This window comes from Paenibacillus sp. FSL K6-0276, from assembly GCF_037977235.1.
GTDB lineage: Bacteria > Bacillota > Bacilli > Paenibacillales > Paenibacillaceae > Paenibacillus_AQ.
The window spans coordinates 3774418-3794202 of record NZ_CP150276.1; the positions used below are offsets into that span (position 1 = coordinate 3774418).

The window sequence follows — 19785 nt, forward strand, 5'->3', positions numbered from 1 at the left end:
GGCACAAGAGAATCAACTAACCCAACCTATTTTTAAGGCAAAGTAAGTATTTCCAGCTTAAAAAGAGATCTTTCTACGTTCTACAGCGTTGCAGCCAGTTCTCGAACACGTCTATCACAGTACTCAATTTGTTCCAAATTCGGATTATCCTCATTCTCATGACGTTGTAGGACTTCCCCAATGATCTCTTCAATGCGCAGAAATGGAATCTCATGACTCAAGAAACGAGCAACAGCGATTTCATTTGCAGCATTAAAAGCAGTAGTAGCTGTCCCTCCAGCTTTCCCACATTCCATGGCTAGCTTCAGCGCAGGAAATCGTTCATAGTCCATTTCTCGGAAAGTCAGACGCCCAACCTCAGCTAACGATAAACGCTGTGCCGGTGATTCCCAGCGTTCGGGATACGTGAGTGCATATTGAATTGGGACACGCATATCGGGATTTCCAAGCTGAGCAATAATGCTGCTGTCGCGGAACTCAACATAAGAGTGAATGATACTCTCTGGATGCAATAGCACATTCACTTGTTCATAAGGAAGGCCGAATAGCCAATGCGCTTCAATAACCTCAAGCCCTTTGTTCACCATTGTAGCAGAATCAATCGTTATTTTCGCGCCCATGCTCCAATTCGGATGACGAAGTGCATCTTCTACCGTTACATTCTTGAGTTGATCACGAGTGAAATCTCGAAACGATCCACCAGAAGCTGTTAAAGTGATACAAGCAATATCAACAATATTCTCACCATTTAAGCATTGAAAAATAGCAGAATGCTCGCTATCAATAGGTAACAACTTAACACCCTTACGATTAGCGAGTTCAGTGACGAGATGTCCTGCCGTTACCAAAGTTTCTTTATTGGCTAGCCCAATATGTTTGCCTGCTTCGATTGCAGCTAACGTTGATTGGAGGCCTACACTGCCCATAACAGCCGTTACGACCATTTCGGCATCTCCACCAGCTGCCACCTCTACAAGACCTTCATTCCCGCTGTATAGCTCTATGCCAGCAGGCAGACTGGATCTAATCTCATCTGCCAATTCCTTTGTCGCAACAGAAACACGACGCGGGTTAAACCGGCGAACTTGTTCCAGCAATAATGCTGTATTCGTTCCAGCCGCCAAGCCATCTACTTGAAAAGAGTCTGGGTGCATAGCGATGACATCTAGAGTCTGAGTGCCTATCGAACCCGTGGAACCAAGGACACTTATTTTTTTCATAGTTATACCCTCTCCTTCCGTTAATAGTAAGGCATAAGCGTTACGATATGTACGAATGGAAATACGATAATCCAGCTGTCACATCGATCAAGAATACCACCGTGACCTGGCAGAAGTGTGCCTGAATCTTTGATACCATACGCACGTTTATAGGCCGATTGTACAAGATCTCCAAGCTGACCCAATACCGCACAAGAAAGCCCTATGAGCAGTGCTCGTCCTATCGTTAAGTGTTCAGGAGCAAAGATTGCAAAAACGATAGATATCAGCATCGAGATCAGTACTCCACCAACCGCACCTTCCACTGTTTTATTAGGACTGATGGCAGGCCAAAGCTTGTTCTTTCCCATGCTTCTCCCAACAAAATAAGCTCCGGCATCGCTGCCCCATATGCAGAAAAGGAGCAAAAAAGTCCAGAACAAACCATGTCCGTCATCTGATGCACGAGCCATGGCCATATAAGAAAAACCCATTCCAATGTATACTATACCAGTAAACAGCAACGCTGTTACTCGAATATCCAATTTATTTTTAGTAAAAACTGTAACTAAAAGGAACAACAGCAGCAGAATCCAAATTCCTTGTTCCCACGAAAAGGGTGCAGAGATCCCAAGCAAATTCCAAGGGATCATGAAACTTAGAATGGCTGCATAACCAAGAACGGTAGAACCGGAAAGCGCAGGTATCCCTATCATTTTCACAAATTCATAAAACCCGATAAAAGCCATGGCAGTAAGTAACAACTGATATGGCCAGTTCCCTAACACACATAAGCCTAAAAATAGTGCTCCGGCAACAATTCCGGTAATCAATCGCTGCTTCAAAGGTTTCCATCTCCTATCAAGCTACTTCAGTCCACCATAACGGCGTGTACGACGTTGATATTCAGCAACTGCCTGATGCAAATGCTCCTTATTAAACTCTGGCCAATACACATCAGTAAACCACAGCTCACTATAAGCAAGCTGCCATAGCATGAAATTGCTAAGCCGCATTTCTCCGCTTGTACGAATAAGCAAATCCGGATCTGGTAACCCACCTGATAACAATCGGCTATCGATTAGATCAGTCGTAATATCGTCAGGTGACAATGTCCCTGATTGGATGTCCTTACCAATGCTGCGCATGCAGTCCTCAATTTCTTTGCGTCCCCCATAATTAAGAGCAAAATTCAATATAAGTCCTGTATTGCCCTGTGTCCGGGAAATTGCTTCTTCCATAGCCTTTCGTGTATATGAAGGTAATGCATCTGTATCACCCATCATACGTACTTGGACATTCTTCTCAATCAGCTCATCAAGCTCAATGGCTAGAAACTCCACTGGCAAGCGCATCAGATAATCGACTTCTTCCTTAGGTCGTTTCCAATTTTCTGTCGAGAACGCATACATCGTCAAAAACTCAACACCCAGTTCGTCTGCAGCGATTGTAGCACGTTTGACAGCCTTCATGCCATTCTGATGACCCACAACGCGCGGCAACCCGCGTCGTTTGGCCCAACGCCCATTGCCGTCCATAATAACAGCCACATGCCGGGGAATGTTATCCGGTGAAATCTCGACTGGCTGTTGCCTGTCTTTACGGCTCAGCCACGCTTGAACCCGTTTGATCATTTCCGTTTCCTCCAAGCTCTTATCAGAAAGAGACAAACCCCACCATTAACGGAGGGGCTTTAAGTCTCTAGAATATCTTTATACTTCCATAATCTCTTTTTCTTTGGATACAAGCACCTTGTCGACTTCGGCTATGAACTTATCCGTTGTCTTTTGAATGTCTTCCTGATGGCCACGGGACTCATCTTCCGAGATACCGTTTTTCTCCATCTTCTTAATATCATCGTTGGCATCACGGCGAATGTTGCGGATCGCTACTTTCGCTTCTTCACCAAATTTCTTCGTTAGTTTCACCAAATCCGTCCGACGTTCTTCAGTCAGCGGAGGGATAGAAAGACGAATAATTGTGCCGTCATTAGCAGGCGTTAAACCGATATCCGATTTCATGATCGCCCGTTCAATGTCAGACATCGATGTTTTGTCCCACGGCTGGATTAACAGTGTCCGGGAATCCGGAGTACTGATGTTTGCCAGCTGATTGATTGGAGTAGGGGAACCGTAATATTCAACTTGAATGCGATCTAGCAGTGATGTTGTTGCACGTCCTGCCCGCAATGTTGCCAAATCACGTTTCAGCGATGAAATCGCTTTGTCCATACGCTCTTCGGCATTTTTTTTGACCGATTGTGGCATTAATCTACACTCCCTTTAACAATCGTTCCGATCTTCTCACCGAGAACGACACGTTTGATATTGCCTTGTTCCGTAATGGCAAATACAATGAGCGGTATATTGTTATCCATGCATAGAGATGAAGCTGTTGAATCCATAACACCAAGGTTTTTGTTCAGAACATCCATGTAAGTGAGCTGTTCAAACTTCTCGGCTGTGCTGTCTTTAAACGGATCTGCTGAATATACACCATCAACTTTATTCTTCGCCATCAGAATAACTTCTGCTTCGATCTCTGCCGCTCTAAGTGCTGCAGTAGTATCTGTTGAGAAGAATGGGTTACCTGTGCCTGCTGCAAAAATAACAACGCGGCCCTTCTCCAAGTGACGAATCGCACGACGACGAATGTACGGTTCAGCAATTTGTTGCATCGAGATCGAAGTCTGTACTCTTGTTGGCACATCGATTTGCTCTAATGCATCCTGCAGAGCCAGTGAATTCATTACTGTTGCTAGCATACCCATATAATCTGCAGTAGCACGATCAATACCGCTTGCGCTGCCAGCGATCCCGCGCCAAATGTTACCTCCGCCACAAACAATCGCAACCTGAACGCCAAGCTCAACAACTTCCTTGATCTGTTCAGCGATGGAAATAATCATGTCAGCATCAATACCATATCCGTTTTGTCCTGCCAAAGACTCTCCACTTACCTTAAGGACTACTCTCTTAAATACCGGCTGTTCCAAATGTATACCCTCACTTTCTGCAAAAGACGGAACACTACGTGTACGTGTTCCGCTCTTCTGATGCTTGCCTTTATTCAATTCTTCACATTTATGATGAAACTATTATTATTGATTAACTTGTGCCATAACTTCTTCAACAAAGTTATCCACTTTCTTTTCCAAACCTTCGCCTAGTTCAAAACGAGCAAAACGACGGATCGAGATGTTTTCTCCGATTGTGCTGATTTTTTCGTTCAGCAATTGGGAGATCGTTTTGTCAGGGTCTTTAACGAAGGATTGCTCAAGCAAGCAATATTCTTCGTAATATTTACCAATACGTCCTTCAACCATTTTTTCAATGATTTTCTCAGGCTTACCTTCGTTCAAAGCTTGAGCTTTCAGGATTTCTTTTTCTTTTTCTACATCTTCTTGTGGAACTTCTTCACGACGAACATAACGTGGGTTTGCTGCAGCGATTTGCATAGCGATATCGCGAGCAAAGTCCTTGAAGGAATCTGTTTTACCAACAAAGTCAGTTTCGCAGTTGATTTCTACAAGTACACCAATACGGCCGCCAGCGTGGATGTAAGATTCTACAACACCTTCAGTAGCAATACGTCCTGCTTTATTTGCTGCTGCGGACAGACCTTTTTCACGAAGCAATTCTGCTGCTTTAGTGATATCATTATTAGCTTCTTCAAGCGCTTTTTTACAATCAAGCATACCAGCGCCTGTTCTTTCACGAAGTTCTTTTACTGCTTTTGCATCAACTGCCATTGTTTATTCCCTCCAGGTAATTGTCGTTTTCTTACATTATTCAAGGCCTTTATCCTAAAAAAAGGGCAGTGAGAGGTTATCCACCTGCCAACCACCCTTTTCATTTAAGTTCTTGTATGTGTTAGTCGCTACTTAAGCAGTAGTTGTGTCTTCGCCTTGGTGAGCTTCAACAACAGCGTCTGCCATTTTACCAGTCAACAATTTCACGGCGCGGATAGCGTCATCGTTACCTGGAATTACGTAGTCGATTTCGTCTGGATCACAGTTAGTATCAACGATAGCTACGATTGGAATACCCAATTTGCGAGCTTCTGCAACTGCGATACGCTCTTTACGCGGGTCAATGATGAACAACGCGCTTGGTAGACCTTTCATGTTCTTGATACCGCCCAAGAATTTCTCAAGACGATCTTTCTCTTTGCGAAGAAGGATAACTTCTTTCTTAGGTAGAACTTCGAAAGTGCCGTCTTCTTCCCAAGATTCCAATTTCTTCAAACGATCAATACGTTTTTGGATAGTTTGGAAGTTAGTAAGAGTTCCGCCCAACCAACGTTGGTTAATGAAGAACATACCTGAACGTTCTGCTTCTTCTTTTACGGAATCTTGTGCTTGTTTCTTTGTTCCTACGAATAGGATTGTGCCGTTGTCACCAGCAACACTTTTTACAAAGTTGTAAGCTTCTTCTACCTTCTTGACTGTTTTTTGCAAGTCAATAATGTAAATTCCGTTTCTTTCAGTGAAGATATAACGATCCATCTTTGGGTTCCAACGACGAGTCTGGTGACCGAAGTGTACCCCAGCTTCTAGAAGCTGTTTCATGGAGATTACTGCCATCTTCACACACCTCCTAAGTTTGGTTTATTGTGTGTCTCCTCCGCCGTGCGTCATCTTTCAGCAAGACTTTCTTCAGAAGAAAGCACCCCTTGTCGAAATCAACCAGCGTGTGTTTTAACACCGTCAATTACTATACCATATTTTATTAGTATATGCAACGATCATTGAAAACTTATTAATTTTTCAATGATGGAATCTAGACTCTCGTCTTTATTAAAGTTGTAAGAACCGGATTGTATTTTCTTGTTTATTTCATGTTTATTAGCAGCTTGAAGAAAAATTTCTTTATCCTTAATAACCGCAGCCTTCTCCAAAATATCTGCTGTTTGTGTCAGTGTACTGCCTGAAGGTATACGAACGAAAACCCCTGCATTCGCAGTGACTTTAGGCTTATCCAGTGTAACAACAGATGGTGCAGTAGTGACCTCTGGCTTCTCAACAGTACCTTCTTTTGGCGTTGAGGGCTCTTTAGGAGGGATAACCTTATTGGGGTTATTAGATACTGTAGGAGTTGCTACAGGAGCGGGAGAAGCCGCTACTGCAGGCTCAGAAGGTGCCACGTTCTCCTTACTTCCATCAGTAAGTCCGCCATTCTTCTGATCTGGATCTGCATCTTCCAAAGCAGACTCATCCGAAGGGGATTCAGTAGATTCGTCGATGACCTTCAGGTTCAATTTCTCAGCACCTTGTAGAACTTGCTCCTTCGTGAGTGGGGCCGCTCCCCCTGATATCATTAATTGAAGCAGTAATGCTCCTGCTATTAGCCCTGTGCCAAGTCCGAACAAAAAAGAACGGTTCTTCATCATACCGATTCCTCCTGTTTGGCGAGTTGCAGAATCAGTTGCACTTCTCCCCGCTGAAGTCCAGCCGTCTTGGCAATGGAGTCTATCGATTTGCCCTGCTCATGCAGTTCAAACAATCTTGGATATCGCAATTTAATAGAACTAATAGGTTTCGCTTTCATTTCTGGTTGTATTGAACTCTTCTCAGTTCCGTCAGTTGGGTCTCCGATCGACATATCTTTAACATACGAACCCTTCTCAACCGAAACTGCCAACTCTCTCAAGCTCTTCTCTTCGTCCGTTACTCGGGCCTCAAGTAATAAAGCGCTTTGTTGTAATTCTGTCAATTGACTCTGAAGTTCGCTAATCTGTCCTTGCATTACATTATGATTAGTTTGAGATTGCTGTTTAATACTGCTGACTAACTGTACCAGTTCTTCATTCTCGCGCTCTATGTCAGCCATATATAGCTCTAACGCAGCCTCCGTTTCTTTCAGGCTTTGCTGTTCTGCTTTTCCTTCCTTAACACGTGCCGGAAGTAGAAGGGCATAAAGAATAGCTGCGACACCTACTAGTACAATATACACCCATGGTTGCAAGTGCCTTATCTCCTTTTACATATCAAATATAAATTCTTATTAAAGACTCAGATCGATGCGTTGTCCTTTATACGGATGTTCCGCATCACGAGTGCTGGGCTTCGAACGTTTCTCCGAAGATGGATTCCCTCCAGAATGATGATTGCCTTTATCTCCGCCATCGCGCAAAGCGGATTCAGAAGATTCATCTACTTCAGAGCTTCGCATGGTCAATTCCTGGCTTTGTTTCACATTTTGCCCGGCCAGTTGATGCTGATCAATAGCGGGGCGTTGCTGAGATTCATTCTGAATCTTGCCCGCCTCCGTAGTCCGAGGTAGTGCAATTTGCAGTTCCACTGGTTTTAGGCTCATCATAACCCTCTTCTCACAAGTAATGGCCGGCCGCTAATGCTGCCCGCCCGATTAATTGTATGGCGTTAAGGATATATCACCTTCACTATAAACAAACACAACTCGTTCTGTAGGGTCCTTTACAAATCGGGTATATCTGCCGATCATAATTTTGGAACCGCCATAGATCGTTTTGATCACTTCAACTCTGGCTCTGCCTGTATCTTCTAGCATTCTTTCAATCTCTAGCACTCGTTCTTTAATTATTTTTTCCTCACGTTGATGAGACTGTTTGGTAGCATTCAATTTAACGCGAAGAGCCACTTTATCCGCAGGCAGTTGACCGTTGGTTGCCAATTGATTTAATAGGTACAACGCTTTAGAGGTTTTGTCCTCATTTTCTAGCAACTGACGCAGTGATTGTCGTAGCTCATTAATCTCATTTCTGAGCTCAGGAACTACACCTACCTCAATCGAAGTCGCTGTGGACATGGTATTGCCTATTGTACGTGCTACGACTCTTTCTCCAGACTGAACAGTTCCGCCAACAATCAGACCCTTAGCTCCGTTACAAAGAACATCCCTGCCAGCACGTATATTGGAATGCATAATGCTCTGGGATACAATTACATCTTCACCTGCTGTTACATTACCATCTTGAATGAAGGAGACCTTTACATTTTTCCCAGCGGTTACATGTCCTTTGTTATAGCCAATAATACCACCCGTAATTTCGATGGATCCACCAGAGATTAATTCTGCTCCTTCTACTCCACCAACTACACGGATATCACCGGCGGACTTTACTGAGAATCCTGACAGTACGTTTCCCCGAATTACAACTGTACCTACAAAATCAATGTTCCCCGTGCTGTAATCCACATCACCATTCACTTCATACACAGGAAACACATTGATTTTACCGCTATCGGTTAAAGTAACTAGACCGTCTATAGCGGCATACATTGAAGTTCCATTGTTATCAACAAGTACGTTCTTTCCGATTTTAAAATGAGCTTCCTTACCGACTTTGAAAGCAAGCTCATCACCAGTTACAGTCTTTCCATGCTTACCAGGCTGAGCAGGGATAATTCTAGCTATCAACTTCCCTTTGAGAACGTTACGAAGCCGAACTAAATCCTTATAATCAACCTTACCATCCGCTTTCTCAAGCGGCTTGCGATCCTCTTCCAGATCAACAGTGAGCATAATTCGTCCATCGATTCCTTGCTCAGCAGGTTCACCTATAGCAATAGTGACTTTACTCCAAAAAAACTCCTCCGGATGACTACAAATACGTTCAACAATATCACGCTGGATACCGTAGCGAATATTGTGACTATGTAGGAAGGGTTCCAATTCTTTAGGTGAGCAGGAAAAATTCTCATCCTTTTTGGAGAATTGCAAATACGCGATCCCTTTGTCCTCCGAAAAAGTAATACTCAAGTACTGATTCAAAGCATTTTGACCGATCAAATTTTGCTCCCCCTTGTCACCGCTAACGGTTAATCGTTCTGCATAAGTAGATCGCGATTCTTCTCAAGCGTTCCCTTCAGCCGCAAAATGGCTTTGGAATGAAGTTGCGAAATGCGTGAGGGAGATAATGACATGACCTCTGCGATTTCGCTCAATGATAAATCTTCATAATATAAAAGGGACACAACGGTCCGTTCTTTCACCGTTAATTTCTCAATACCTTTGGTGAGCGCTTCGCGTAAGTAGAACTCATTTACCTTGCTATCCGGATTCTTAGCTTTGTCGTCCACCAGTATGGACATTCGGGTCTCTGATTCCTCTTCACGAATCGGGTCTTCCAGTGAACATAGTGACATTACAGCCACATCCTGCAACATATTTTGAAATTCTGTTACACTAATATTCAGGTATAGACTCATTTCTTCATCACTAACGGATCTTAGGTACTTCTGTTCCAGCTGCTGATAAGCATCCTCGATTTTTTTAGCTTTCTCTCGCACAGATCTAGGTACCCAATCACTTTGGCGTAGTGAATCTAATATTGCACCACGTACACGCCAGGAAGCATAAGTCTGAAACTGCAATCCTCGTTTGTAGTCAAATTTTTCAATCGCATCAATTAGTCCCATTACTCCATTGCTAGCTAAATCATCTTTGGATATATTCTTGGGTAACCCCACAGCCAAACGACTGGATACATAATCTACAATATGGAGATAACTCTCTATCAGCTTCTTTTTGGCTTCAGGGTCACTGTGTTCTTTCCACTGTTCCCATAGCTCATCAGTTTCTAATTGAGAAGCTTTACGCTCGTTCAATAGCTTTCACCCTTCCCAAAGTTTAGTCAGAGAGCTTTTCGCGGCGAAACCTGCCTTGTCACAAGCATAAACGCCTTCAGCGTCCTTATAAGGACGGTAGCGTTTAAGCGAGAAATATAAGGATAATGTATAACGTGAAACTTATACATTATCCTTATATTTTAAGATAACCGATTCCGCCACAGCGCTCGCTTATTCTTCTTTCAGGTGACGAACGGCCTTGGCCAATTCTTCAGGATCTTTCATGGAGACTAGTTTGGGAGGGGTAAGGGGCTTGAACCCCTCACCGTTCCCACTTCCTTGTCCTAGCTTCGGTTTGAGTAGGTTGATTAACTCTTCATCCTCATTAGGAGTACTGATGTCTAGCTTCGCACCAAGTTCCTCTCCAGCAACATCCTGTTCTTCCGGAGGCGATGATTGATACACAATAAAACCCAATACCCATCTTAGGAGGAACGCAAGCAGAAACCAGATGATAAATCCAAATAGGCTTCGTAATAAACTAGTACCAAGAACATTATTACTGTAGGTTACAAAAAAAGTGAATACAAAACCTATCAAACCAAACAGCAAGTTTATCAAAATGTTTCCAATCATCTTCATAATTATATTTCCTTAGCGCCTTTTTGCACACTGCGGATGAACAATACGCCAGTGTTGCAGGCAATTTCTATCGTACGGCCATAATTACCGCCCGTGTCTTCCGCGACTAACGGAATTTTCAAATTCTCAAGAGCAAGTTTACAAGATTCAACATTACGAGGCCCGATCCTCATGGTGTCGCTCCCCCCGGCAAAGGCAAACATTTGTGATCCTCCTGCCATCTTGGCCACGATCCGACTCCGAACCGCCCCAAGCTCCAGCAAACGGGATAAGAGCTCCGGCACTGCAGTATCTGCAAACTTTGCGATGTTTAACTGTCCTTCCCTAGCAATCTCAGAAGTTGGGAGCATCACATGCGCCATTCCCGCGAGTTTTTTTCCAGGGTCAAACAATGTCAATCCCACGCAGGAGCCAAGACCAGTTGTACGAATCAAACTATCCTGGCTTCCAATGTTAAGATCAGCCATCCCTACTTTAATGATGCTTTGTTCTTCAATCATTTTCAAAAGGAACTCCTAGCGATTTGAAGATTTTCGGGAATGATTCCGGATCGGGAATAAGGAAAAATTGCCCTTCAATTTCGTTTTTCCCCTCAAAAAAGGTAGTATCGATCAACAATGCATCGTCGCCCATTTGCCCAAATTGCAGCAAACCGTAGCTTAGGATGGCTCCAGCCATATCCATGGCAAGTGCAGGAACTGTTGGATACATAGAAAGTGAGGTGAAGTCTGCAAGAGAAGATAGGTACGAACCCGCCAAAATATTGCCAATTTCACTCAGCGCGGAAAGTTCCATCTCTCCAAGTTCTTGATTACTCAAAATCTCGATGCCTGCAATACGACTAAGTAAGTTCATAGCTGCTTCCGGTGAAAGAATGAAAAACAGGTTGCCCGGAGCTTCACCCTCCACACGTAAGAACACCGCATATACTAATTCTTCTGCTCCACCAACTTTGTCCGAAATCTCTTCAAAGTTGAGAAGTTGTACCTTGGGAACAGCCATATCAATCGGCTTATTCAAGAGCTGTGATAATGCGGTGGCTGCATTTCCAGCTCCAATATTCCCGACTTCCTTAAGCACATCCATTTTAAAATCCTTATAGTGCTTAAATAATTCCACAGGTTAGCCCTCTAGGCTTTCTAATTGAACGATTTCGCCTTTGTTAAGCACTTCTGACAAATTCAGCATGATCAGCAAGCGCTCTTCACCTATCTTGGCCACCCCATCTAAATACTTCGCTTTGATGCCGCCAACAACATCTGGAGGTGTATCGATAGAATCTCGATTCAAATCTATTACATCATTTGCTGAATCAACAATGAAACCTACTTCCATTTCATTAACAGATACGATAATTACACGAGTCTGATCCGTATGTTCAGCCTCTTCGATACCAAAGCGGCCCCGAAGATCAATTACAGGAATAACAACACCACGTAAATTAATTACACCTTTGATAAAAGAATACGTTTTTGGTACACGGGTAATTGGCATCATGCGCTCAATCGTTTGTACCTTCTCAACTTCGATACCGTATTCCTCTGAGCCTAATTTGAACACTATCACTTTAATATCTTCAGCCATGGAATGAACCTCCCTGTTCTATCCTAGTTATTTAATAAAAGCGTTCGGATCGATAATAAGTGCTACTTGACCATCCCCAAGTATGGTTGCGCCTGATATCCCTTGAATTTCAGGTAAAAATTTACCTAGATTCTTGATTACTATCTCATTCTGACCAATAAAATCCTGTACAGCTAAGGCTACAAGACGTTCACCCTTGCGTACAACTACGATCTCTGTCTCTTCTTCAGTACTCTCATCATAATCAGGCACCGAAAAGAGACGACTAAGAGAAACTAATGGAATATGAGAATTCCGGAATTCCAACATTTTGTTACCATGAATCGTACGAATTTGAGTGTTCTTCACGATTCCAGTTTCCACAATAGATGATAATGGAATAGCATACTTCTCAGAGCCCAATCGGATAAGCATTGCCGCAATAATGGATAGTGTAAGTGGCAACTGCACTGAGAAATTCGTACCTTTACCTGGTGAAGAATAGATCGTTACATTGCCACCCAGAGAAGAAATCTTAGCTTTTACAACATCCAGCCCTACGCCACGACCTGAAACATCAGAAATAACCTCTGCCGTGCTGAAACCTGGTGCGAACAGCAATTGATAAGCTTCCTCATCCGTCATATTGGCTGCCTGCTCTTGTGTAATCACGCCTTTTTTCACAGCAGACTTCAGAACCTTCTCTGGATAAATGCCCGTTCCATCTTCTTCGATTTCAATAAAGACATGATTTCCACTGTGGAAAGCCCGTAGATGGACCGTTCCAGTCTCTGGTTTACCAGCAGCAATGCGGTCAGCAATGGATTCGATACCGTGATCAACCGCATTACGTAATAAATGCACGAGCGGATCACCGATTTCGTCGATAACCGTCCGGTCAAGCTCCGTTTCGGCACCGGTTACGATTAGATCTACTTTCTTGTCAAGTGACTTGGCTAGATCACGAACCATACGTGGAAACCGGTTAAATACGGTATCTACTGGAACCATTCGAAGCTTCATAACAATATTCTGGAGATCTCCACTTACTCGGCCCATGTGCTCGACGGTTTCCGTAAGATCACCATTCTGAACCTCAGAAGCCAGCTGCTCCAAACGAACTCGGTCAATCAGAAGTTCACTAAACAGGTTCATCAACACGTCTAAACGCTCGATATCTACGCGAATCGTACGTGAAGGTGCCCCTCCTGTTTTGGCTCCCGGCTTATTACCTTCATCTTTAGTAGACAATGGTTTTGCTGATGCAATTGGAGCAGAAACCGTTTCCGTCTCAATAGCCGTTGCAGCTACCTCAGACACAGCGGTTGCCGTTTCTTGACCAAGCATTTTCAAAGATTCTTGATCTAGTGTTACAGCCGTTACTTTATCAATTTCAGACAAATTCATAATCATGGCCTGAATTTGATCAGCGTTTTTTTGGGTTATGTAATAGAGTGAGAAGCTTTGGTCAAATTTCTCTTGTTCTATATCTTGAACGGATGGGAAGGATTTAACAACTTCACCGGAACGTTCGAGTAAATCAAACACCATGTATGCACGTACGGCCTTAAGTTGACAATCCTTACGGATCGTTACGTCCACATACAATGCATGATGCCCTTCCTGAATCGATTGTTCTAGAACAGAAAATTGGAACTCGTCCAAATGAATTGGCGTTTCGGCTGCTTGTGCAGCAGGTGTAGTAGCAACAGTTGCTGCGCCGCCTGCAACAGGAATCTCTCCCCGGACGATAGCCTGTAGGGATGAGACGATGTCCGATACATCTGCTTTACCTTCGCCGCCCCTAGTAATATCCTCAACCATAGACTCTAAGGCATCCAAACTTTTGAACAACGTATCAAAAATGAAATCCTGCATGCGCAGCTTGTTATTCCGTACAAGATCTAATACATTTTCCATTTGGTGTGTAAGTGAAGCCAAATCTTCAAAGCCCATAGTCGCTGCCATACCTTTTAAGGTGTGCGCAGAGCGGAATATTACCTGTACAATGCTAAGATCCTCAGGATTCGCTTCCAGCCCCATCATGCTCTCGTTCAATGACTGCAGATGATCATTCGACTCATCAATAAACATGGATAAATATTGGTTCATGTCCATAGTAGAGCACCTCCCCTTCGAGTTCGCTTTTCCGTTATTTAACGGCTTGCACCAGCCTTGGAGCAATTTCTTGCAAAGGCAGTACATACTTGACGCACTGCAATTCCACCGCGGATCGCGGCATCCCGTAAACGACACAGGTCTCTTCACTTTCAGCAAAAGTTGAGGTTACTCCTGAGTCATAGAGAGATTTCATCATCCTTGCACCATCACTTCCCATCCCTGTCATCAGCAACACGTGCCGATCTAACGATGTGAGTGGCAGCAACGATTCGAATAAAACATCCACAGAAGGTCGGTGGCCATTACGTGCCTCCTCCTTCGTAAGTACAACCACATATTGCCCTCTAGTTGATGGGGTAACTTGTAAATGATAGCCTCCAGGTGCAATGTAAGCAGCTCCTTTTCGTAATATCATCCCCTGCTCTGCTTCGACCACTTCTAGCGGACTGAAGGTATTCAGACGCTGAGCTAGTGATTTTGTGAAGTTAGGCGGCATATGCTGCACAATAACAATAGGAGCCGGAAAATCCGCAGGAATTTTCTCCAGAAATACCTTTAGCGCACGTGGTCCGCCTGTAGAACAACCAACAGCAACTAATTTGTGCAAATCCTTACTACCAATAAGTCGATCCGGAGAAAGTACAGGAGGATCAGAGGATACCTCCACTATAAATTCTAGCACCGGTTTGGGCGGGATCGGTTTATTCTCTACTTTAGACCTTGGTTTAGTCTTTTCGGATATTGGTGCTCTAGTAGAGATTATTGGTTTAGTTTCTTTTTTAGGGATAGTAGTATCTATTTGCTGCTTTCCCCGAGGTTTTCTTATCACTTCATTTTTGATAGAAGATTTAAGTGCTACCTTGGGTTTGTCTGGTATCAATCTCGGCGTTGTCGGCAGCAATGTTTCTAAAGGCGCAATGTCAGGCATACGAAATCCAGATGCTCGTGCTTCACGCTGCTCCCGAGCCAACATAGCTTCTTTCATTTGTTCTCTTAGGGATTCCCCTACTCCCGTTATATCCTGAGAGTTGGTTATCGAAGGTTTACGAATGAAATCAAAAGCGCCCCATTCCAGTGCAAGAATGGTTTCCTTCATGCCCTCTTCATTGATGCCTGACAACATAATCACAGGCAGCGGATCTGACGCCATTATTATTTTCAGCGCTTCCAGGCCGTTCATCTCCGGCATTTCCACATCCATGGTAACTAGATCCGGACGAAGCTCGTTTATTTTCTCAATAGCCTCTCGACCGTTTGTGGCTGTTGCCGTCACCTGAAAGTCAGCGTCATTTTCAATTAAATCGGAAATGATCTTGCGCATAAATGCAGAATCATCAACAACCAAAACTTTATATGGCTTCATATCATTTCCACCTCTGTTCCAGATTCAGAACAATTATTTACTTCGCTTTAACCATTTATGGATAAAGCCTTTAATTCCTTGGACTTTTGTAACTTTTTTACCATCTATGGTCAAATAACTAAAAGCAAGCCGATGTATATCTTTTGCAGCAAGACTGTTTGGAAAAGCCAATGAGAATGGCGTTTGCCTTTTGACAGCCTGCACTACATGGGCATCTGAGCTTATATGACCAAGATAAGAAACATCTAATTGCAAAAAACGACTGGCGGCCATACGGATCTTATCACTTGTAACTAACGCCTCTCTCTCATCACCCGCTTGATTCACAATCAGTTTAAAAGTAATCTCCGGATGAGTCCGATTCACAACCTTCATTAATGCATAGGCATCTGTAATAGCAGTTGGCTCTGGTGTTGTAACTACTAGGCAATCGTCCGCAGAGGTTATAAATTTCATCGTTTCCTTAGATAATCCAGCACCTGTATCGAACAAAATATAATCCATACTGTCCGCTATAAGGGTTATCTGGGCTGTGAAATAATTAAGATCCGATTCCGAAAGAGAGAACAACTCATCCATGCCCGATCCACCGGCTATAAAAGGGAGCGAATTCGGCCCTAACTGAATAATCTGCTCAATATCCGCTTCTCTTTTTAAGAGATGATATAGGTTATACTTCGCTGACACACCCATCAACACGTCGATGTTAGCCATCCCAATATCTGCGTCGAACAGCAATACTCGCTTCCCCATAGCTTTTAAAGTTAAAGCGAAGTTAAGTGTGAAATTTGACTTCCCTACGCCACCTTTACCACTACACACAGTAATGATACGGGCGGATGTTTCCCCTTTTGCAGCTAGTTTAGGATCCTGACTGGATACAAGCTGTCTTAAGGATTGTGCCTGATCCATCATGATTCACCTGTTCTAAGAAGTATCTCACAGAGTTGCTCTTTAGAAGCCATCAGCAGATCGTCGGGTACATTTTGACCATTGGTCATATAAGATAATGTGAGAGGGAAATCATTCAGGACGTTAAAGAGTGGACCATAACTTCCCGTCTCATCTAGCTTGGTAAAAATAACTTTATCCAGCTTGTACCTGCCAAAATGCTCTGCAATAAGCTTCATATCACGGCTTTTCGAGGTCAAACTGAGTACTAGATAGGTCTCACTTCTTAATTCCTTCGCTAGCAAGCTTTGCAGTTCTGCTACAAGCATATCATTGCGATAATTTCGTCCAGCTGTATCCATTATTACAAGATCACAACTCTCCAATCGAAAAAGTGCTCTTTGTAAATCTCCCGGTGATTGAACAACCTCAAGCGGAACATTTAGGATAGATGCGTATGTACGCAACTGCTCCACAGCAGAAATTCGATACGTATCGGAGGTGATAAAACCAACCTTGCGTCCGTGTTTAAATAGCTGTTCAGCCGCAAGCTTGGCTATTGTAGTTGTTTTCCCTACTCCCGTGGGTCCAGCAATATATACGATTTGGGTATCCCGTGCAATTCCATCAGCGATTCGACCTGACAGAAATCCATCGAGTTGTTCTTTCAAGGACTCCTGAAATTTCTCAGGTCCCCAAGTACGCCCTTCATCCGCCCAACGTTCTGAGATATTACTAATCCACTCTTCAACAAGTACATCATCCATCTCCTGCTCTAGCAAAAGATTTCTAAGCTGCTGAAGACTGTCCGGTAACTCTCTCGCCCCCGAAGATTGTCTAGCGATTCGCTCCATCCATAGCTTCATATCCTTAATTTCACGAAGAACATCATTCTCATGGGTTGAAGCAACTTCTGGTGTCTGTTCTAGACCAAGCGACTCATAAAGCGCTGGTACAGATTTCACTTCATCCAGGTTTGTTTCAGACGACTTAATATCATCCTTACCAACAGTCCTTATTTCTTGTAAAAACGCTGGACGCTTGGCTGCCGATTCTTGCACATCGATAGCCTCAGACAATGCTGCGGCGATTTCCACAAACGACCGTGTCTCTTCGGACTTTTCTAGTGTGACAGAGGGTATAGTTGAAGCTGATGATGCTTTTTGATAAGCCTGTGGTACAGCACTACGCGGAATGTTCATCGCAGGCTTCGATGGTTTTTCAGGAACATTACTCTTCTGAGCTTTCTCAACAGCAGCAACAACCTCTATTTTTTTCTTCTTAAATAACCCTAAAAATCCGCCAATCTTGATTTCTTTGGTGCTTAAAATGACGGCCTCGCTTCCAAGCTCGCTGCGAATGGAATGCATGGCGTCAGGCATCGTATCGACCACATAACGCTTCACTCTCATAAATTCACCACTCCGACGCTTTGTATTTCAATGTTAGGCTCTAGTTCGCTATAAGACAGTACGGGAATGTCCTGCATCGTCCGTTCAATCACCTGTCGCAAATACATACGAATGGTTGGTGATGTGAGTACAATGGGTTGTTGTCCTGACTGCAGCAGTTGATTGATCTGTTCACTAAGCCGCTGATAGATCGTTTGAGTCGATACTGGATCCAGTGCCAGATAACTGCCCTGTTCTGATTGCTGCACACTCTCAGATATTTTCTTCTCAAGGTTAGGTCCCACCGTAATAACCTTCAGAGTCTCTCCTACTTGCGAGAATTGCTGAGTAATCTGTCTGGATAAAGACTGACGAACATATTCGGTAAGAATATCAGGATCCTTGGTGTACGTCCCATAATCCGCCAACGTCTCAAAGATAGTCACCAAATCTCTAATCGATATTTTCTCGCGTAGCAGTTTGGCAAGTACCTTCTGCACATCCCCAATCGCTAATACGGAAGGAATAAGATCATCGACAAGCACTGGGTAATTATCTCTAAGGTTATCCACCAACATCTTGGTTTCTTGTCGTCCTATCAGCTCATGTCCATGTCGCTTAATGAGCTCTGTCAAATGTGTAGCAACAACTGATGGAGGATCAACTACGGTATAACCAGACAATTCAGCCCGCTCTTTAACCGATTCGTCAATCCATAACGCAGGAAGTCCAAAGGAAGGTTCAATGGTCTCAATACCGTTTATAGATTCATCATCATACCCTGGACTCATAGCTAGGTAGTGATTAAGTAATAATTCACCGCCACCGACAGTATTTCCTTTAATTTTTATGACATATTCATTCGGTTTTAGTTGAATATTGTCGCGAATGCGTATAACGGGTACTACAAGTCCCATTTCTAATGCACATTGCCGTCGAATCATGATGATACGATCTAACAAATCTCCACCCTGACCCGTATCTGCCAAAGGTATAAGACCATATCCGAACTCGAATTCAATAGGATCTACAGAGAGCAAATTGATGACACTTTCCGGACTTCGCACCTCTTCAATCTGTTTCTCTTCAACAAGCTGCTCTTCGGCAATCTGTTTTCGATTTAAATTTTGTCCCATACTGTAGGCTGCAAAAGCCAGCAAACCAGCCAGCGGGAGCGTAGTAATCATATGTATAGGTGTGAAGAGCCCTAGAAAAGCAACAGTTAATGCAACAATATATAACAACTTTGGATAAGACAATAACTGCCCTGTCAGTTCTTCTGCCAGATTACCTTCCGATGAAGCTCTAGTAACGATAAGACCCGCTGCAGTCGAAATGAGCAAAGCAGGAATTTGGCTAACTAGACCGTCCCCGATCGTCAATACGGAATAAGTGGATAACGCAGTGGAAAAATCCATTCCGTGCACAACCATACCGATAATAAAACCACCGATAAGATTGATCAACAGGATAATGATACTCGCAATCGCGTCTCCTTTAACGAATTTACTCGCACCATCCATGGCTCCGAAAAAATCCGCTTCCCGCTCCACATTGCGGCGCCGCTCACGTGCCTGCGTTTCGTTAATCATACCTGCGTTAAGATCGGCATCAATACTCATCTGCTTGCCGGGCATCGCATCCAAGGTAAATCTCGCTCCTACCTCAGCTACACGCTCTGAACCTTTGGTAATAACAATAAACTGAACTACTACCAAGATCAGAAACACGATAAACCCAACGGCAATTTGTCCTCCGGCGATCCAGCTTCCGAAAGTAGATACCACAGAACCGGCATCTCCGTAAGTCAGGATCAGTTTTGTTGTCGAAATGTTTAGTGACAGACGAAATAATGTCGTAACAAGCAACAGTGAAGGAAAAATTGAAAATTCGAGTGCATTCTTCGTGTTCATAGCAACTAATATGATTATTAATGCTATAGAGATATTAATAACAAGCAAAACGTCCAAAAGCCAGGACGGGATAGGCAGAATCATCATAAGCACGATACCGATGATGCCTAGCAAAACTGTTAAATCTTTAGCTTTCAATGTCCTAACCCCC

At 43.5% G+C, this 19785-nt stretch carries 21 protein-coding genes; all 21 read right to left on the bottom strand.

The window, feature by feature from the left end; all coding sequences use genetic code 11:
• Positions 1-80: 80 nt before the first annotated feature.
• Positions 81-1220: a 1-deoxy-D-xylulose-5-phosphate reductoisomerase gene (locus MHH52_RS17735; protein WP_340003833.1), complete on the bottom strand. Its 1140-nt coding sequence runs from the start codon at positions 1218-1220 to the stop codon at positions 81-83.
• Positions 1221-1240: 20 nt separating this feature from the next.
• A complete protein-coding gene (locus MHH52_RS17740; protein ID WP_340003834.1) occupies positions 1241-2044 on the bottom strand; it encodes a phosphatidate cytidylyltransferase in 804 nt (267 codons plus the stop codon).
• Between the two features lie 21 nt (positions 2045-2065).
• Complete coding sequence (locus MHH52_RS17745) at positions 2066-2833, bottom strand: isoprenyl transferase (protein WP_340003835.1); 768 nt, start codon at positions 2831-2833, stop codon at positions 2066-2068.
• 78 nt (positions 2834-2911) lie between these two features.
• Complete coding sequence (frr, locus tag MHH52_RS17750) at positions 2912-3466, bottom strand: ribosome recycling factor (protein ID WP_313641224.1); 555 nt, start codon at positions 3464-3466, stop codon at positions 2912-2914.
• The gene (gene pyrH, locus MHH52_RS17755) at positions 3466-4194 is read right to left on the bottom strand and encodes a UMP kinase (RefSeq protein WP_036688491.1); all 729 of its coding nucleotides are present in this window, start codon (positions 4192-4194) and stop codon (positions 3466-3468) included. Before pyrH ends, frr begins: the two co-directional genes overlap by 1 nt.
• A 105-nt stretch (positions 4195-4299) precedes the next feature.
• Entirely contained in the window at positions 4300-4950 is a 651-nt protein-coding gene (gene tsf, locus MHH52_RS17760; protein ID WP_060623080.1) for a translation elongation factor Ts, read from the bottom strand.
• A 132-nt stretch (positions 4951-5082) separates the two neighbouring features.
• Positions 5083-5784 (bottom strand): 30S ribosomal protein S2, encoded by a 702-nt coding sequence (gene rpsB, locus MHH52_RS17765; protein ID WP_036688493.1) that lies wholly within the window; start codon positions 5782-5784, stop codon positions 5083-5085.
• Positions 5785-5945: 161 nt separating this feature from the next.
• The gene (locus MHH52_RS17770) at positions 5946-6590 is read right to left on the bottom strand and encodes an endolytic transglycosylase MltG (RefSeq protein WP_340003836.1); all 645 of its coding nucleotides are present in this window, start codon (positions 6588-6590) and stop codon (positions 5946-5948) included.
• Positions 6587-7165, bottom strand: a complete 579-nt coding sequence (locus tag MHH52_RS17775; protein WP_340003837.1) for a hypothetical protein — start codon at positions 7163-7165, stop codon at positions 6587-6589. Before MHH52_RS17775 ends, MHH52_RS17770 begins: the two co-directional genes overlap by 4 nt.
• Positions 7166-7204: 39 nt before the next feature.
• The gene (locus tag MHH52_RS17780) at positions 7205-7519 is read right to left on the bottom strand and encodes a hypothetical protein (protein ID WP_340003838.1); all 315 of its coding nucleotides are present in this window, start codon (positions 7517-7519) and stop codon (positions 7205-7207) included.
• A gap of 48 nt (positions 7520-7567) precedes the next feature.
• Complete coding sequence (locus tag MHH52_RS17785; RefSeq protein WP_340003839.1) at positions 7568-8971, bottom strand: FapA family protein; 1404 nt, start codon at positions 8969-8971, stop codon at positions 7568-7570.
• 29 nt (positions 8972-9000) lie between these two features.
• Positions 9001-9789: a FliA/WhiG family RNA polymerase sigma factor gene (locus MHH52_RS17790; protein WP_340003840.1), complete on the bottom strand. Its 789-nt coding sequence runs from the start codon at positions 9787-9789 to the stop codon at positions 9001-9003.
• A gap of 192 nt (positions 9790-9981) precedes the next feature.
• Positions 9982-10392 (bottom strand): hypothetical protein, encoded by a 411-nt coding sequence (locus MHH52_RS17795; protein WP_340003841.1) that lies wholly within the window; start codon positions 10390-10392, stop codon positions 9982-9984.
• 2 nt (positions 10393-10394) lie between these two features.
• Positions 10395-10892 (bottom strand): chemotaxis protein CheD, encoded by a 498-nt coding sequence (locus MHH52_RS17800; RefSeq protein ID WP_313641230.1) that lies wholly within the window; start codon positions 10890-10892, stop codon positions 10395-10397.
• Positions 10885-11511, bottom strand: a complete 627-nt coding sequence (locus tag MHH52_RS17805; RefSeq protein ID WP_340003842.1) for a chemotaxis protein CheC — start codon at positions 11509-11511, stop codon at positions 10885-10887. The genes MHH52_RS17800 and MHH52_RS17805 overlap by 8 nt, the downstream gene beginning before the upstream one ends.
• 3 nt (positions 11512-11514) lie before the next feature.
• On the bottom strand, positions 11515-11976 hold the full coding sequence (locus tag MHH52_RS17810) for a chemotaxis protein CheW (RefSeq protein WP_042128895.1): 462 nt from the start codon (positions 11974-11976) through the stop codon (positions 11515-11517).
• A 27-nt stretch (positions 11977-12003) separates the two neighbouring features.
• Positions 12004-14073 (bottom strand): chemotaxis protein CheA, encoded by a 2070-nt coding sequence (locus MHH52_RS17815; protein ID WP_340003843.1) that lies wholly within the window; start codon positions 14071-14073, stop codon positions 12004-12006.
• A 34-nt stretch (positions 14074-14107) separates the two neighbouring features.
• On the bottom strand, positions 14108-15439 hold the full coding sequence (locus MHH52_RS17820; protein ID WP_340003844.1) for a chemotaxis response regulator protein-glutamate methylesterase: 1332 nt from the start codon (positions 15437-15439) through the stop codon (positions 14108-14110).
• 33 nt (positions 15440-15472) lie between these two features.
• Positions 15473-16354 (bottom strand): MinD/ParA family protein, encoded by an 882-nt coding sequence (locus MHH52_RS17825; RefSeq protein WP_340003845.1) that lies wholly within the window; start codon positions 16352-16354, stop codon positions 15473-15475.
• Positions 16351-17742 (bottom strand): flagellar biosynthesis protein FlhF, encoded by a 1392-nt coding sequence (gene flhF, locus MHH52_RS17830; RefSeq protein ID WP_340003846.1) that lies wholly within the window; start codon positions 17740-17742, stop codon positions 16351-16353. Before flhF ends, MHH52_RS17825 begins: the two co-directional genes overlap by 4 nt.
• The gene (flhA, locus tag MHH52_RS17835) at positions 17739-19772 is read right to left on the bottom strand and encodes a flagellar biosynthesis protein FlhA (RefSeq protein ID WP_340003847.1); all 2034 of its coding nucleotides are present in this window, start codon (positions 19770-19772) and stop codon (positions 17739-17741) included. The genes flhF and flhA overlap by 4 nt, the downstream gene beginning before the upstream one ends.
• Between the last annotated feature and the right edge of the window lie 13 nt (positions 19773-19785).